Source organism: Anabaena sp. TISTR 8404 (genome assembly GCF_056847745.1).
Genome location: NZ_CP180578.1, coordinates 2,233,445 through 2,249,328 on the forward strand (window position 1 = coordinate 2,233,445; position 15,884 = coordinate 2,249,328).

The 15,884-nt window shown below is 39.9% G+C and carries 14 protein-coding genes and 1 pseudogene; 8 read left to right on the forward strand and 7 right to left on the reverse strand.

Translation table 11 applies throughout. The features are described from left to right. Nucleotides 1-38: 38 nt before the first annotated feature. A pseudogene (locus ACMX3D_RS09700) lies at nt 39-632 on the reverse strand (Uma2 family endonuclease). A gap of 108 nt (nt 633-740) precedes the next feature. Here ACMX3D_RS09700 and ACMX3D_RS09705 point away from each other — a divergent pair. The 3 genes from ACMX3D_RS09705 (at nt 741) to ACMX3D_RS09715 (ending at nt 2,100) form a co-directional block, all read left to right on the forward strand. Further along, complete coding sequence (locus ACMX3D_RS09705; RefSeq protein ID WP_482751212.1) at nt 741-1,106, forward strand: hypothetical protein; 366 nt, start codon at nt 741-743, stop codon at nt 1,104-1,106. Between the two features lie 95 nt (nt 1,107-1,201). Continuing rightward, the gene (locus tag ACMX3D_RS09710) at nt 1,202-1,552 is read left to right on the forward strand and encodes a YtxH domain-containing protein (RefSeq protein ID WP_482751213.1); all 351 of its coding nucleotides are present in this window, start codon (nt 1,202-1,204) and stop codon (nt 1,550-1,552) included. An 11-nt stretch (nt 1,553-1,563) separates the two neighbouring features. Then, on the forward strand, nt 1,564-2,100 hold the full coding sequence (locus ACMX3D_RS09715) for a hypothetical protein (RefSeq protein ID WP_482751214.1): 537 nt from the start codon (nt 1,564-1,566) through the stop codon (nt 2,098-2,100). Nucleotides 2,101-2,416: 316 nt separating this feature from the next. On the opposite strand, the gene ACMX3D_RS09720 is transcribed toward ACMX3D_RS09715, so the two are convergent. Beyond that, nucleotides 2,417-2,995 carry a DUF3611 family protein gene (locus ACMX3D_RS09720; RefSeq protein WP_482751216.1) on the reverse strand — a complete coding sequence of 193 codons (579 nt, stop codon included), beginning with the start codon at nt 2,993-2,995 and terminating at the stop codon, nt 2,417-2,419. 776 nt (nt 2,996-3,771) lie between these two features. Here ACMX3D_RS09720 and ACMX3D_RS09725 point away from each other — a divergent pair. Continuing rightward, nucleotides 3,772-4,119 carry a PadR family transcriptional regulator gene (locus tag ACMX3D_RS09725; RefSeq protein ID WP_062298395.1) on the forward strand — a complete coding sequence of 116 codons (348 nt, stop codon included), beginning with the start codon at nt 3,772-3,774 and terminating at the stop codon, nt 4,117-4,119. Between the two features lie 52 nt (nt 4,120-4,171). Continuing rightward, nucleotides 4,172-4,705, forward strand: coding sequence for a cofactor assembly of complex C subunit B (locus ACMX3D_RS09730; RefSeq protein WP_482751217.1), 534 nt, complete (start codon nt 4,172-4,174; stop codon nt 4,703-4,705). 402 nt (nt 4,706-5,107) lie between these two features. On the opposite strand, the gene ACMX3D_RS09735 is transcribed toward ACMX3D_RS09730, so the two are convergent. Beyond that, nucleotides 5,108-5,425: a DUF3155 domain-containing protein gene (locus tag ACMX3D_RS09735; RefSeq protein ID WP_062294629.1), complete on the reverse strand. Its 318-nt coding sequence runs from the start codon at nt 5,423-5,425 to the stop codon at nt 5,108-5,110. Nucleotides 5,426-5,708: 283 nt separating this feature from the next. On the opposite strand from ACMX3D_RS09735, the gene ACMX3D_RS09740 reads away from it, so the two are divergent. Then, nucleotides 5,709-7,061, forward strand: coding sequence for a GAF domain-containing sensor histidine kinase (locus ACMX3D_RS09740; protein WP_482751218.1), 1,353 nt, complete (start codon nt 5,709-5,711; stop codon nt 7,059-7,061). Nucleotides 7,062-7,114: 53 nt separating this feature from the next. Here ACMX3D_RS09740 and ACMX3D_RS09745 read toward each other — a convergent pair whose 3' ends face one another. The 3 genes from ACMX3D_RS09745 to ACMX3D_RS09755 form a co-directional block, all read right to left on the reverse strand. Next, nucleotides 7,115-8,356: an S-layer homology domain-containing protein gene (locus ACMX3D_RS09745; protein ID WP_482751219.1), complete on the reverse strand. Its 1,242-nt coding sequence runs from the start codon at nt 8,354-8,356 to the stop codon at nt 7,115-7,117. Nucleotides 8,357-8,678: 322 nt separating this feature from the next. Next, nucleotides 8,679-9,365 carry an Npun_F0296 family exosortase-dependent surface protein gene (locus tag ACMX3D_RS09750; RefSeq protein WP_482751220.1) on the reverse strand — a complete coding sequence of 229 codons (687 nt, stop codon included), beginning with the start codon at nt 9,363-9,365 and terminating at the stop codon, nt 8,679-8,681. A gap of 539 nt (nt 9,366-9,904) precedes the next feature. Continuing rightward, on the reverse strand, nt 9,905-10,609 hold the full coding sequence (locus ACMX3D_RS09755) for a conjugal transfer protein TrbI (protein ID WP_482751221.1): 705 nt from the start codon (nt 10,607-10,609) through the stop codon (nt 9,905-9,907). 480 nt (nt 10,610-11,089) lie between these two features. Between ACMX3D_RS09755 and ACMX3D_RS09760 the strand changes: the two genes are divergently transcribed. Both ACMX3D_RS09760 and sbcC read left to right on the forward strand, forming a co-directional pair. Then, nucleotides 11,090-11,737 carry a class I SAM-dependent methyltransferase gene (locus ACMX3D_RS09760; protein WP_482751222.1) on the forward strand — a complete coding sequence of 216 codons (648 nt, stop codon included), beginning with the start codon at nt 11,090-11,092 and terminating at the stop codon, nt 11,735-11,737. A gap of 314 nt (nt 11,738-12,051) precedes the next feature. Next, nucleotides 12,052-15,078, forward strand: coding sequence for an exonuclease subunit SbcC (sbcC, locus tag ACMX3D_RS09765; protein ID WP_482751223.1), 3,027 nt, complete (start codon nt 12,052-12,054; stop codon nt 15,076-15,078). Between the two features lie 66 nt (nt 15,079-15,144). Here the strand turns inward: sbcC and ACMX3D_RS09770 are convergent, their stop codons facing one another. Continuing rightward, on the reverse strand, nt 15,145-15,543 hold the full coding sequence (locus ACMX3D_RS09770) for a type II toxin-antitoxin system death-on-curing family toxin (RefSeq protein WP_482751224.1): 399 nt from the start codon (nt 15,541-15,543) through the stop codon (nt 15,145-15,147). Between the last annotated feature and the right edge of the window lie 341 nt (nt 15,544-15,884).

Sequence of the window (15,884 nt, forward strand, 5' to 3'; positions counted from 1 at the left end):
AGGGATTGAACATTTTGTTGCTGCATTTCTCTCAAATATCAAGGATTAAGTATTTGATTTAATGACAAGATAAATCCTGGTAATACATCTTCGCCCCTAAGTTGAGGTGGTTGTTCAAAAGCGAAATTAATCACTTCAACCTCAACATTAGGGCAATAAATTTAAACTAAAGGTGTGAAAGGATCAATCAACCAACCCAAACGCGCCCCATTATCTCGATACTCCAACATTTTGGCACGCAATTTTTTGAGATAATCAGTCTCAGAGCGCAGTTCAATCACAAAATCAGGACAGATGGGTGGAAAGCGTCCCCGTTGCTCAGGGGTCAGTGCATCCCAACGTTCTTGCTTTATCCAAGAAGCATCTGGTGAACGATAAGCACCATTTGGTAAGCGAAATTCTGTAGAAGAGTCAAATACTTTACCCAGTTTGGTTTGACGATTCCATAAACCAAGTTCCATGTTGATTTCTGAATTTTGGATGCCGCTTTCGCCGCCAGTTGGAGGCATAATTATCAGTTCTCCCTCGGCGGTGAGTTCGATGCGCCATTCATCATTGGCTAGACATATTTGATAAAACTGTTCGTCTGTTAAACCTACGGCGGGTGGTATGTTGAGGGTGAGAGTTTCCATAGGTATTTTGCCAATAAGATTAATTTTATTATGAGCGATCGCTGATTCCCAAAGTGTAGTTTTGGGCGATCGCCTAGTCATCTAACTCCAGCAAACAAAAAGTAAACAATGGTAACGTTAGTAGTCATCATTAACACTCTCATTTCTCTACTGCTGTTCTTTATAGCTTGGGAAGTATGGCAACTTAAAGCACGAATAGCATTTATCACCGATAGGTTAACTGCCTATGAAAAATGTAGCCAGACTCTACTTTCTCAAGCACCCCAAAATCTCAATATTAGTCAGCAAAATATCCGCAATCTTCGCCTGAAAAACCAATCTCTACAATTCAAAATCCAGCAAGTGCGGCAAATTGTGAGTCTGCTATTGTTAGGTCAGCGAGTTGGAAAACGTTATTTTCGCAAATCCAATTCTTTCTGGTTGAGAAAGACACTCACCAAAGCCGAAATGAACAATAGCAACATTTCTGGCTGATAAATTGTCACGATAAATTAACTCGATAAAATCATTCTGGTTATACAACGGGAAACAACCCACCTAAAATAGGTGTAAGGAGAGAAACAATTCAAATGTCTAATAACCGTTCTGGAGTCTTTATTAGCGGTATGATGCTAGGAGCGACCATCGGTGCATTAACCGGTTTACTAATTGCTCCCCGCACAGGGCGCGAAACGCGTAAACTTCTGAAAAAATCTGCTGATGCTATCCCAGAATTAGCAGAAGATTTATCAACGAGTGTACAAATTCAGGCAGATCGTCTTTCTGCCAATGCACTACGTAACTGGGATGAAACTTTAGATAGACTACGGGAAGCGATCGCAGCTGGCATAGATGCTAGTCAGCGCGAAAGTGAAGTCTTGAATCGGCAAACACCTGAAGAAGACTCAGATTCAATTCCCCAGCCTTCGGAACGCTCGTAAATAGCATAACCGTGATTGATCCTCTGTTTTGGTTGGGACTGTCCCTACTCTTAGTCGCCGCCAGTCTAACTGCTGTTTTAGTGGCGGCTATACCCGCTTTGCAAGAAGTAGCACGCGCCGCCCGCAGTGCAGAAAAGTTTTTTGACACCCTTTCGCGGGAGTTACCACCTACTTTAAATTCCATCCGCTCCACTGGTATCGAAATCACCGACTTAACCAATGATGTTAGTGAAGGTGTCAAAAGTGCAGGTCAAGTTGTTAAACAAGTTGACCAAAGCATTGATGGTGCAAAAAAACAAGCCCAAAATATTCAAGTCGGTACTCGTAGCCTTGTTGTTGGAATGAAAACTGCTTGGAAGACCTTTACACGCCAAAAAACTTCTAAGCGTACAGTTGAACGTTTGCCCATTACCGACAAGCAACAACTAACATTGCGAGAACGAGAAGCCTTAAGACAAGAAAATCGCCGCACCAAAGCCGAAGCATACCGCTCTAATGAAGCTTCTAATTGGGATAGTACTTCTGACGATGAAGATTATCTTTCTTAGGTTTATTTAAATAGAATTCAGGAGTCAGAATTCAGAGTTCAGTATGAATCGGAGTCTGATTAGCAGATGAATAAATTAGGTTAGGACTAATACCAATTCAAAAAATGTTTGCGACAGATGGAGTGCTAAAAAGCTTACCAACAAACCCTTTCACAATCCAAAATCCAAAATCTAAAATCCAAAATGGTATAACTCCGGAGACGAAAAATCAAGGGTTTGGGCAAGGGTGTAAGGGTGTAGGGGTATAAGTTAAAGATAAATTTTACTGAAACTCAGTTTTATTCTTTTAACTTTTGACTTTTAACTTTTGACTTGACTAAGGGCGATTTATGCGATTGAGAAGCCAAAGCGATGCTACCAAGCCAGCAAAGTGTGCTGAGACTGTGTTTGTGTTTGCCTGAACTACCAACATATCAAGACCGCTAATAATCCGAGTCGGATCAAAAAATTGTGTAGTGATGGCTTGTGGAGATATTGACCTTGCCACCAGTGTACCAACGATCGCCTGCGCCCCTAAAAGTGTGACAACTGTACCAATTAAATTTATCCACAGACCTAAGCGTAATACTTGTACAGTTTCGCTTTTCCGGGGGCGGTTGCTAGGGTTGGAAGATTGTAGTTGTCGGCCAATTCTGGTGTAACGGAAAGCTAAATAAATACCCGCACCCAAAATAATTAGTCCACAAACCGCTAAAAAGACTCCAAAACCAGTCCCAGGATTATTACTAGGGCTACCGGCTCTTTGCGAGAAAATAGCAAAGAGCAGCACAATAATACTAGAAACCACACCTAGTACTAGCTGAATCCAAAAGCTAATCCAACCTGTGAGGCGAAATGTTTGGGCGATCGCCCGAATATTAGCAGAAGATGATGGAGCATCGGAATTTTGTGACATACTGATCACCAAAATGCTTGGCGCTTGCTAGATTTACTATCACACTTACCAGATGACCTATGAATATCTCAAGTAGAAATTCGTAGTGAAAGAAAAAATCAAGGACTTAAACAAGGCATATAGGGCTATAAAGGTGTAGCTATTCAAAAACTTTACACCCAATAGACTTCTTGCAGAAGTCGGGAACAGGGAACGGGGAATAGACCTAAGTTTTTCCTGTTTCCTACAAAAGTGCAAAAGCAACTTTTGCAAGAGACTTCATGAGTTACACTCACAAAAAACAATGAAAATACCTCTTCCTGTTCCCTGTTCCCTATTTTCAAGGCAGGTCTAATATCAACAACTAAACTTTGTACGTAAGTTATTTCATGTATAGAAAGCTATTATTGAATACTTAATAAACAAGTGTTTCATAACTTTTACAGACAAAATGGCATTTTACTTGTAAAATTTCTTCGATGGCATTTTATGCTTATGCAGTTCTAATCGGCTCGGCATCATTTGACACTAACACAGTGGCTAAGCCTCTGTCTTTCTTGCTCCTCACCACACTGCCTAGAGCTTAAATAGGAGTGTAATTCTTACGCTCCTTAGAATTTCGCTTGTATCCCATGACTTTATCTGCGTGGGGCATAATTGTTTTGCATTTTTTAAGTTGACGCTTTGAACACCTGCCTCAGTGTTTTTGTATTAATGATTACATTTAGTAATATTAAATACGTAACACAAGGATTATAAATCCCACCCTAAGGCATTTTTTTAGCCATTCACCAACCATGAAACTTGAGGATATATATCAATTCTTTGAAAATCCTCCGCCAACTTACCTCTGTCAGGAACTAGCAATTTGTTACATACTGTCTGTTTTACTGCAAGGTGAATCCTACGGAACCGAGTTAATTCAACGTTTAGAAACTGAATACCCTACCTATCGACTTTCAGATACCGTACTTTATAGTGCGATTAAGTTTCTCGAAGACGAAAGGGCAATTAATGGGTATTGGAAAAAGCTCGAAGGACGAGGAAGACCTAGGCGAATGTACCAAGTTTCTCCAGAATGGCAAGTTCAAGCGCAGGATTTAACGCGTCTTTGGCAAGAGTACATCAACGGGAGGACAAATTAACTAATAATTAATAATGAATAAATCTCCTCCAGTCACACAGTAACAATCATTTATGGATACTGCTATTCTGCCATCTACGTTGCTGCTCACCTTATTGTTATCAGTTGGGTTGTTTTTCTTTATTCGTGCTGCAACTAAAGACCGCACACAAACAGCACAACTGGTATCTGAGCAAGACGAAGCTGTATTAATGCCTCAATTGCAGGATTATTTCCGTTCACGGTCTTACCGAGTGGCAGCGGTAGACCCTGACAAAAATCAAGTCATTTTTGAGGGTTTTGTCCAACCCAGCTTGTTTTTAGCAATTTTTTTGACGCTGCTTGCAACTGTTGGTTTGGTTTGTTTATCGTTTGTTCTATCACTGCTTTTGCCTAACATTAGCAGTTTTTTGCTTGGGATAGTATTGCTATCACCTTTGAGTGGTTTTTTTTATTGGAAAAAAGCAGGAAGAACTGAGAAAGTTTTGCTTCATCTGCAAAAAGCTAATCAAGATGAATCAAACTCCCCAGCTAAGATTACTGTAACTGCCCATCGAGATGAACTGATTGAGTTACAGAAAGCACTCAATTTAAAACTGAGTGATTAAATTTTAGTTTTTGGACATTTCCTCTAGTGATGAGCAAGAAGAAATAAACAATAGGGAGTAGAAAAGAGGATTGTTGTGATGTAAGTTTTCTCTAAAACGAAATGCTTTAGAGAAAAAAGTATCTTGTAACGTCGCCTGCAAAAGGAAAGTGCATACTACTCTCGCTTTTGGATGCTTTGTAATCGCTCTTTCTAGCTCCCTGATGCGTATTTGATGATAAGCCAACTCATCCCAACCAATTTGGCTTGAGCCGAGTTGTTTGTCCAACCGCCTGGACTAAACCTCTACTGGCAAATCAGACCCAAATTTAAAAAAAATTGAAAATTTTGCATAAACTGAGCAACTTTGCCAGTTAAATGAATATTCAGAACAAATTCAACACGTAGGATCACCAATTGAAGTTCAGCGAGCGGCTACAGCCACAGGTTCTGAACCAGCCGGAGCTTCTAATGTCCGCAAGCTGGGAAACAAGAAGTGGTTTTCTTCTACGTACTGAGCACCAAACAGACCCTTTTCTGCCCAGAAATATCGGTCTGTGGTGTGTTCATTGCGCTTTACGAGTAGCAAAGCCGGTGGCAAGATACCTTCAGCTTGAATGAATTTTCTTGCTGCTGTCACAGGTTTTTCTTCGCCGCTTTCGATGCTATATTGAGGCACATGCTCTAAAATCCGCCGTCCTTCCTGGCGACGACGACTCTTCCTTTTCCGTCTCCTTGCCAACCTATTTTCCTCCTCTTTCAAGCTATTAGATTGTAGTGATAGCTACAAAATCCGTCGTAATTATAAAAGTTCTAGTTCAAAAAATCAAGAGTTTATAAACTTTTGATACAACAAAAATAATTTTTTTGAAGGCAAATAAATCACAAAACTAGTAAAGTACACAATTTCTTTATCTCAACTATGACGTAAGCAGCTTGAGTTAAGCTTGATAAAAACAGAGTTACAATCAAGCTAATTCTTGAAAATTCCCTCAAAGTTCGTGATCCTGAGCAAGAAATGAAAAATGTTAATGTCTGCTAGTTCAGATTTTGTGGCTTTATGCCGAGAACAAATAGCATTGTTAGCCCAAGGGTTGGGAGCCTCTTTAAGTGTGGTTTATTTAACACAAGAATTGGTAGAAGCTCCAACAACTGAGGCGAAACTAATTCCTGTAGTAGTTTATCCAGAAACAGCAGGATTACCACCAGGAGAAGAAAATACTGAAGTAAAAGCACGCAAACAATTGCAAATTAGTAATATTTTGCTACTCCCCAAACAGCAAAAAAGGTTATTAACAGCAGCTACGGAATCTACGGCTTCATCGCCAGAAGTAGACACAACAGATACTGGACAAGCAGATTTTCAAGAAGAGTATTTACTGAGTGGACACCAGATTGTTCTGCCCTTGGTTCATGAGGGTGTAATGATGGGATTACTGGTGACATGTAGAGAAGACCGAGCTTGGAGTCAACAAGAACAAAGTACAATTCAAAAGATAGTCCAGACTTTGGCGATCGCTTGTGTTTTAGATCAGCGTCGCGCATGGTTGCAACAACAGTTACATCAACAACAACTTCTGCAAGAACAGCAGCGAGATTTATTAGATAATTTATTACACCAATTTCGCAATCCCTTGACAGCATTGCGGACTTTTGGCAAATTGCTATTTAAAAGACTGCGCCCAGGCGACCCTAACCGAGAAGTGGGAGCGAATATTGTTCGAGAAAGCGATCGCCTGAAAGAATTATTGCAACAATTTGAGCAAGTTATTGACTGGACAGAATTAGATTTAGCACCGCTGGCGCTACCAGAAAATGAAGTATTTGTCGAAGCAACAGTACAACCAGAACCGAAGCCAATTTTGTTATTACCAGGTACAGGAGAACAAGAAACTGATTGCTCTTTAGCTGATTTATTAGCACCATTATTAGCATCAGCAAAAGCGATCGCCCAAGAACGTCATCTGAAATTAAAAACAGAAATTCCCAAAAACTTACCTTTAGTTCGGGTCAATATTAAAGCCTTGCAAGAAGTACTAAGTAATATCATTGATAATGCTTTGAAATACACACCAAAAGGCGGCAAGATTTACATTCATGCAGGGCAAGAAAGAGCAAATTTTTTAGGTATTGCTATTAGTGATACTGGCCCAGGAATTCCCCAAGAGGATATAGCACATTTGGGCGAAAGACATTATCGGGGTGTACAAGCACAAACAGAAATTCCCGGTACAGGATTGGGACTAGCGATCGCTAAACAATTAATCGAGCAAATGCAAGGTGAAATCGAAGTTTTCAGTCCAGCAATTACAAGAGCGATCGCATCAGAGGATGCACCGGGAACTACATTTATTCTTTGGTTACCTATTAGTCAATAGTCAATGGTCAAAAAGTTCCTTTTGACTATGGACTATTGACTCTTGACTAACAACTATCTAACTGAGACCAACAAATTTTGATTGACAGTCATTTGTAAATCGGTATTGGGATTAATAGCAATTAAGTCAACACTATTGCGACCGAAGAACAAGCCAATTAAGCCACCAATCGCCGCACCACCGAGAACTTCTTCAGTAGCGATCGCGCGATCGCCTGTCACCGCAGATACCGCCGCCGCCGCCCCAGCACCCAAGACAGTATTGGTAATAATAGCTCTAGTACTAGTACCTTTGTTGACAGTTTCGGTTGTTGTAATTACATCAGAAGTAGCTGCAATTTGATACTCTTGACCTGAGGTTAACACGAGTTTTTGAGCAACAAATTGCGAACCACCTTTTGCAGGTTTAAGTTGTCCAACAACTTGACTACCCGCAGGAATTACTACAGTACCGTCTTGAGTAACTACATTTTGGTCAACAGTCAGTGTCAACGGTGCAGTTTCATCCTTAGTGACGAGAATTTTCTTAGCCTGATCATACTTCACGGGGATAACAGTCCCTTGGGGAATTGTGATTGATACAGGTGTTGGGGTAGTAGGTTGAGCCGCCACTATATAAGGTGAGTTAATTGCTGAAGCTTGATTAGAACTGACCAACGCTTGATAAATAAATGCTGCCACCTGGGCGCGTGTTGCAGTTGCATTTGGATTGAGGAATTTGACATTGGGATAGTTCACCACAATTTGCTGCTCAGTCGCTGCTGCAATTGGGCTACGAGCATAACTAGCAATACCAGAAGCATCGTTGAAGTATTGCAGAGTACTTTCAACATTACCACTAGGGCTATATTCCAAACCATTAGCTAGAGAAACTAAAACCTGTTGACGAGGAATCGCTTGGTTAGGCTCAAAACGATTTCCAGGATATCCAGACAGAAACCCGATGGTATAAGCTTGCTGAATGGCGCTAGATGCCCAGTAATTGCTGGGTACATCCACAAAGTTTATTGCTTGCCGTTGTGGTGCTTTTGAAAAAGCCTTATTTACCATCGCCGCAAATTGAGCGCGTGTTACCGCTTCTTCTGGGCGGAAACTACCATCAGGAAAACCTGCAATTACACCCCGTTGTGACAATTCTTGAATAAATTGCGCTGCCCAATAATTCGATGAAACATCTGTAAAAGTAGTTTGAGCAAAAGATGGTGTAGCAGTTATAAAAGGTGCTACAGCGCCAGCAGTAATGCTCAAAGCCATGAGTGCAGCAGTTTTAGATTGCCAACGATTTACAGTAAACATCAATTTTACCTCTTTACATTTATTTGTTTTCTGTTAATTACTTAGACAATATTGGATAAAAAAAGTTTCTGAATATTTCTATTTTTTGGGATGTACTTACTTTTTAAATTGGAGATAATTCGCATAAAAATAGGTAATAAGTCATAGACATCTATCCTATGACTTATTACCTATTTCCCAGGACATATTAAAAATTAATTGCTAATTAATTAATAACTATTGCTCATTGCGGATAATTTCATAGCAACATGAAATTCCAATGAAAAAACTGCTATGCGAATTTGTACACATAGCAGTTATCAAATTAAACTTGAAAGGAAATTTATCCTTTCACTGCTATTTTCTTTTGTTGACGTTTTAATAGTGAAGTAGTTCCAAAAGCTCCTATTACCAATACACCTAACATTGCACTGGGTTCTGGAACACTCTGCGCTAATCTATAGGCGTGGTTATCTGTTTCAAAAGCAATACCATTTGAGCGCATCACAACTCGATCAAATTTTTCGCCTGCATCACCTACAAGATTGACAAACAGATTAGCTTGACCGCTAGTCCAACTACCATCCGCTACGGCACCTGGTACATCTGAGCCACTAAAAGTCTTTAACAACTGATTACCGCTATAGATGTCAATATAGTTGTAACTATCCAAGGAACCTGCATAAAAACCGAAGTAATCAATAGCTTCTTTGAAATTAATACTGACAAAACCACTATCACCTGCAACATTACTACCTGATGGAGCAATTGTCAGAAATTTGGTGTTATCTCCATAAGGTGAGGCATATTGACCACTAACACTACCTTGAACAATGTTAGTAGTAATATTAGAGTAAGTAGCAAATCCATTTGAATCATTTGCTGTCCCATCATCAAAGGTGACAGTTTTAGCATCAGAGTAGCTAGAGAACATACCGCCACTGACTACCATTGTTACGGCACTAGCTGGGTTGGCACTCGCTACAATAACAGTTGTTCCTAATAAAGCAAGAGATAAATTTTTCAGCATTCTAGTAAAAATCCTTGTAAGATGTGTGTAAATTAGCAATGATGAATGATTCCAAACCAACTCTAATCAACTGGTTTGATGACCGCACCTATACAGGAAATGGAAAGATATAGCAGGGAACAGGGAACGGGGAACAGGCTTGAAAGTCTTGTGTTACATGCCTTGTTGGTAAAGACTTGTACCTCATTTACCTGCAATCTGCTGTAACTTAGTTCAGTCCTATCAGTAAATTTTATTTGTCACAGTAGGACGGAAGATGCAAATTTATTTGGGTGCTTAATAATTTAATCTTGTTTTTTTTTACTAAAAACTGATACCGTACATACACTAAATTTCTTTTAAAGAATAAGTGAAGCGAATCTTAGAATTTATTACCCAGCAAATATTCAGCATATAACTCGAATATTATAGAAGACGAGATTAGGATAAAATAGTTGCAGAAAAATTAAATTTTTATCTCTAAAAATGAAGCGATCGCTCACTATATTGAAAGAAGCGATCGCTGATATGATTGATTAAATTCACGACTGAATTTTCAGTTAATAAGTATTGTTCCGGGATATAACTAAATTACTTGTCAGTGTGATATCTAAATCTTCTTCTGGTCTAAGCACAAATACATCAGCTTGTTTTTTCCGCAACAATACACTTGCTAAAGCACCCGCAGCACCGCCTGCCACAGGTTCTAATACTTCAATTCTCTTGTTACCTGTGAGTAGTGAAATTACAGTAGCCGCACCTGCACCAATAGCTGCATCCGTTAAAATTTGACCAGTATCAGCACCTTTGGTAATTTTTTCAGTTTCGGTGATGGTTCGAGAATTAGCATTAATTGGTAGTCTACGACCAGAAGGGAAGACTAATTCGGAAGCGACAAACCTGACACCTTTTCTATTGTCATTATTGCTGTCACTGGGGTAATTTCTGCCATATAAATCAACAGGTTCTAGTCTGCCGATAACTTCAGTTCTAGCAGGAATTAGGACATTTCTATTCCTATCAATAATGTCGTTAGCTATTTTTAGCTTGAGGGACATACTTTCGCCTGGAGTGACCACGATTTTTTCTTTTTCGTAAGTCACAGGCAAAGTTACATTAGCAGGAATCGTAGTTGAGCGTGATTGCCCAATATTATATTGTGCTTGGGCAGGAGCTAAAGCAATCATCGGAGCGATCGCACCTGTAGTTAGTGCCATTGCCATGAATGCAGCAGCTCCAGATTTAATTCGATAAAGGTGTGTCATAACAAAATTTGCGTTGATGTTTGTGACGTATGTAATGACGAGGCATTACTGAGATTGTTTCTGACTAGCTGTGGAACTATCCCTAGGCATATTCCGCAAGTTAGGCTGATTGGATGACGAGGAGTATCTGCTATTGTTCCACAAAATTTACACTGCTAAAATGCGTCGATAAATCAAAAGTTCAATACTTCTCACTAATACTATTTCTATATGAAGAGGTATAGAAATAACCCCACTGCCTGCGACACCTCCTTACGAAGGGGAGGTCAGGAGGGGTAAAAATAATGTACAGCTTCACAGAGAATTAGTCTGCTTGACGCAAATTTCCTGCTGTTGTTCCATCAGTATTTTGTTTTCTATTTTATATCTCAATATATATACCTTTATACTGATAAGATTATGTACAAGATTTGGTAGTAATATCCCGCCAAACTGTTGCAGAAATAGTTCTAAAAAATACTTATCTTAATTAAGAAGTGTATGGAAGTAACTAAAATAATTAAGACTTACGATCAGGGAGCAGCAGATTATGAGTCGATTATGCTGCGTTACTGGAATGTTGATCGTAAACCACTGATTGATTCGTTACAGCTTCACCCTGGACAAACTGTGCTTGATGCTGCCGTAGGAACAGGCCTGAATCTTCCCGTCTACCCCGAAGGAGTGCATATTGTAGGTGTTGATCTATCAAATAAAATGCTGGATGAAGCTCGGAAAAAGCATGTATCCGCAGACATCACTCTGAAAGTAACGGATCTACTGAACCTGGATTTTCCTGATAATAGTTTTGACGCAGCAGCATCAGGTTTTACCCTTTGTGTTGTTACTGATCCTGTCCGCGCTCTTGATGAGATTTTACGCGTTACTAAACCTGGTGCATATATCGCCATTCTAGATTACTGTAAATCACGAGACCCAGAGATTCAGAAATGGCAAGAATTAATATTTGATGCAGCTTTAGAATTAGGCTTTCCCACTGGCAAGATTAAGTGGAATGCGTTGATGGATTACGATGAATTAATTTATAACAGTCAGCTGCCAATTAAGGTGCTTCAGGACGAACGCATCGAAAATCCCAACCCATTTTTATGCGGTTGTCAACTACTCCTGAGAAACTTGAAAGATTGAATTAACAAAATGTTTACAAAAGAAACCCACCAACGTCACTAATCATACCTGCTATCCTCTCATCAAGCTAACCTCACATTCAAAAACTCAGCGTACCTTTGCGCTTACCTCCGCACTTCTTTGCGTTTCAACTAATTTTTCTCCAGATATGAGGAAAATCATTTGCCAAGTGGGAAAAACTTATTCATAATATTGTTAATTTTCGTAAAATTACGGACTTAAGGACTAGAATCCTGATATATACCTAGCTAAACTATCAAGAGTGCATCTGTACTGCTCGTTCATCAAATCCTAGATGTGGCGCTATTGCCTTAATGATTCCAGTACAACTTATCCTCAAAAACTTCCTTAGTTACCGTGATGCTACTTTAGATTTTCGTGGTTTGCATACGGCTTGTATTTCTGGTTCTAATGGAGCAGGTAAATCGTCTCTGCTCGAAGCGATTACATGGGCAATTTGGGGTGAAAGTCGTGCTTCTGTTGAAGATGATGTCATCCATGCTGGGGCTAAAGAAGTCCGAGTTGATTTCACTTTTCAAATTAACCAACAATTTTATCGGGTGATTCGCACGCGAGTTCGCGGTGCAACTAGTGTTTTAGAATTTCAAATCGAAACACCTTCTGGGTTTCGCCCACTCACTGGTAAAGGAGTCCGGGCAACGCAGGATTTGATTTTAGAACACATCAAGCTCGATTACGATACTTTTATTAATTCTGCTTACTTGCGTCAAGGTCGTGCGGATGAATTCATGCTCAAGCGCCCTACCGAACGCAAGGAAATTTTGGCAGAGTTGTTAAAACTGACGCAGTATGACGATTTAGAAGAACGAGCGAAAGAATCTTCCCGCCAATTCAAAGCGAGAGCAGAAGAATTAGAGCGTTCTTTGGAATTAATTAAAAGTCAACTGCAACAGCGGGAAACAACAGAAATTCAAAAATCAGAAATAGAAGCTGAACTGAATCAACTGCAACAGGTACAAGCTTTTGATAATATTCAATTACAAAGCTTGCAAGTTGTACAGCACCAGCGGCAAAATTGGGAACAACAACTAAGCTTTGTGAGGCAACAATATCAAAATTTGACGCAAGATTGCGATCGCCTCTACCAAGAACAATTGTCTGTCAAAGCTCAGCTGGCAGAATTGGCAGCCATATTAAATCAAGAAGCGGAAATTAAAAACGGTTACGCTCATTATCAAAGTCTCCAATCTCAAGAAGAAGCTTTTGCGGCTAAATTTGAACAACATACCCGCGCCACAGCCCTCCGCCAACAAAAGCAGCAGCAACTAACTGGGCAAATTCACGAAATTGAAAGGCAATTACAACAAGTTCAAGCACAACTCGAAGCTTTAGCACAGCAAGAACAAGAAATTCAACAAACGCTGAGTAAATCAGGTGAAGTCGAGGCCGCTTTAGGACAACTTTCCGCCGCGCGTCGCCGGGTGGCGCAGTTAGATGAACTGCAAATGCAAGTTTCGCCTTTATTACAACAGCGCCAAAGTTTGCAAACTTATTTAGATAGAATTCAAGCTAGTTTAGTCGCCAGATTAGAACAAATACAAGCCACAGAAAACCAACTGCAACGCGCCTCTCTACGCCACCCCGAATTGCAACAAGCAGTCATGGCGGTGGCGATGCAAATTGAGCAAATGGAGAAAGATAAAGTTTATTTGCAACGTATTCAAGAAAAAGGGCAAGAAAGACGACACTTTATTGAACGCCTGCAAGCCCAACAACGGGAATATGAAAGGTTACTGGGGGAGTTAGATCAAAAACTGCAAATGCTGCGAAATCCCGATGCGATTTGTCCGTTGTGCGAACGTCCTTTAGATGAACATCACTGGAACCGAGTTGCTGATAAAACTAAAGCTGAGTACAAAGACACTGAGGAACAATTGTGGGTATTTCGTGAACAGATGGCTTGTACAGATCGAGAAATTCAAGTACTACGTCAAAAATATCGAGAAGTATCGCAAAACTTAGCTCCTTATGACTCTTTGCGAGAACAGCGAGGACAATTAGCAGCTCAACTAGAATCTACAAGTGATGCAGAAGAACAGTTGCAACAACTAGCAGCAGAAAGACAGCATTTAGAGCGATCGCTCCAAGTTGGTGACTACGCCCACGACAAACAAAAAGAACTACGACAATTAGAAGAATATCTGCAACAATTAAATTACAATGAGCAAGACCATGCCTTAGCGCGGAGTGAAGTCGAAAGATGGCGCTGGGCAGAAATCAAACAAGGGCAGATTAAAGATGCGCTGAAACGCCAAACTCAATTAGCAGCCCGTAAACCAGAGTTACAAGCGACTATTACTCAATTACAAACTAAAATTCAGCAAGAGCAAACTGATTCTGAATGTGCCAAACAAATAGCGGCGCTTGAGCGTCAAATTGCTGAAATTGGTTATAGTTCCGAGCAACACAATAACTTACGTCAAGCAGTCCGCCAAGGGCAAGCTTGGCAGTTACGCTATCAACAATTGTTGTCAGCCCAACAGCAGTATCCCCAATTGCAAGGCAGATTACAAGAGTTAGAAGCGGCGAAAACTACTCGATTGAACGAACGGCAAAAACTCGCCAGCCAAATTGATGAAATTGTGCAGCAACTAGCACAGTCAGCTAACCCTATCGAGCAAATTCAAGCTTTAGAACAGCAGTTAGCTACTCGCAGGCGACAACTCGATGAGCAAATAGCCAAATTGGGGCGTTTAGAACAACTCGCACATCAACTAGAAACTTTGCAAATTCAATACGAACAACAACAACAACAACTGCAAGATTGTAAAAAGCAGTACCGTGTTTACCACGAGTTAGCCCTGGCATTTGGTAAAAATGGTATCCAAGCTTTGATGATTGAAAATGTGTTGCCACAACTAGAAGCAGAAACAAATCAATTGTTATCGAGACTGAGTGCAAATCAGTTGCACGTACAATTTGTGACGCAAAAAGCCGGAAGAAGCGGCAAATCGACAAAGAAAAATGCCAAGCTGATCGATACCTTAGACATTTTAATTGCTGATGCTAAGGGAACACGTGCTTATGAGACTTACTCTGGTGGAGAAGCATTTAGAATTAACTTTGCGATTCGTTTAGCAATGGCAAAATTATTAGCACAACGGGCAGGTGCAGCGTTGCAAATGCTAATTATAGATGAAGGCTTTGGTACACAAGATGCCGAAGGATGCGATCGCCTGATTGCGTCCATCAATGCGATCGCCTCTGATTTTGCCTGCATCCTCACCGTCACCCACATGCCCCATCTCAAAGAAGCCTTCCAAGCCCGAATTGAAGTGAATAAAACTCAACAAGGTTCACAAGTAAGGTTATTGGGTTAGTAAAACGGATTGCAACAAAAATTATCGATCATCACAAACACTAGACAAAATAAATTTTGCTAACAATTAATCGCTGATTTTAATACAATTTTCTTTAGCCCAATTTGCTATTGATTCTTGAGTCTCTTTATCGGTTGAAAGTCTTTTTATCATTGATACAACTTCGTCTTCTGGTACTTCTAAAGAATACCCATTCAATACAAGAAAGGTAGCCATCGAAAGAAAGGCTATTCTTTTATTACCATCTACAAACGCATGATTCTTTGCAAATGCAAAAGCATAAGCAGCTGCTAAATCAAAAATAGTTGGTGTAGGTTCGCCATAAGCAAATAAATTTTTAGGTCTATCTAAACTAGCTAAAAGCAGATTTCTGTCTCTTATACCTGGAAGTCCACCGTGTTCTGCTAGTTGTTCTTCGTGCATAGCTTTAATGACTTCCTCACTCAACCAAAAAATATCATTCACTTAGCTAGTTCACGAAGTGCGTTTCTATACTTAGTACTTACTTGTCTATAAGCTTCCATAGCCTTTTCATATTGAGATTTGCGAGGTGCTGCTTTAAAAAGACGGAGTACTTTAATATTACGAGAATCTCCCTCAACTAAAAGCAATCTTTTCCTATCAGGTACCAATCTTAAACAGTTTCCGTTTTTACGAAGTCTCAAGGGTTGCATAATTAAGCAAGCTGATAATTATAACTTTAATTTATTTATCTATCCTAAGTTAAATATATCTCAGATAATTAAGCTCGCACAACTCGCCTGGTTTAGTTAATTTTCTTCTTATGTAATAAATAATTTGGTTTA

What these genes read in the sequence shown, in the direction of transcription:
- ACMX3D_RS09745 (WP_482751219.1), bottom strand. Translation starts at nt 8,356, where the DNA reads ATGTTTACTGTAAATCGTTGGCAATCTAAAACTGCTGCACTCATGGCT.
- ACMX3D_RS09760 (WP_482751222.1), top strand. Translation starts at nt 11,090, where the DNA reads ATGGAAGTAACTAAAATAATTAAGACTTACGATCAGGGAGCAGCAGAT.
- ACMX3D_RS09720 (WP_482751216.1), bottom strand. Translation starts at nt 2,995, where the DNA reads ATGTCACAAAATTCCGATGCTCCATCATCTTCTGCTAATATTCGGGCG.
- ACMX3D_RS09710 (WP_482751213.1), top strand. Translation starts at nt 1,202, where the DNA reads ATGTCTAATAACCGTTCTGGAGTCTTTATTAGCGGTATGATGCTAGGA.
- ACMX3D_RS09730 (WP_482751217.1), top strand. Translation starts at nt 4,172, where the DNA reads ATGGATACTGCTATTCTGCCATCTACGTTGCTGCTCACCTTATTGTTA.
- sbcC (WP_482751223.1), top strand. Translation starts at nt 12,052, where the DNA reads ATGATTCCAGTACAACTTATCCTCAAAAACTTCCTTAGTTACCGTGAT.
- ACMX3D_RS09740 (WP_482751218.1), top strand. Translation starts at nt 5,709, where the DNA reads ATGTTAATGTCTGCTAGTTCAGATTTTGTGGCTTTATGCCGAGAACAA.
- ACMX3D_RS09750 (WP_482751220.1), bottom strand. Translation starts at nt 9,365, where the DNA reads ATGCTGAAAAATTTATCTCTTGCTTTATTAGGAACAACTGTTATTGTA.
- ACMX3D_RS09755 (WP_482751221.1), bottom strand. Translation starts at nt 10,609, where the DNA reads ATGACACACCTTTATCGAATTAAATCTGGAGCTGCTGCATTCATGGCA.
- ACMX3D_RS09705 (WP_482751212.1), top strand. Translation starts at nt 741, where the DNA reads ATGGTAACGTTAGTAGTCATCATTAACACTCTCATTTCTCTACTGCTG.
- ACMX3D_RS09725 (WP_062298395.1), top strand. Translation starts at nt 3,772, where the DNA reads ATGAAACTTGAGGATATATATCAATTCTTTGAAAATCCTCCGCCAACT.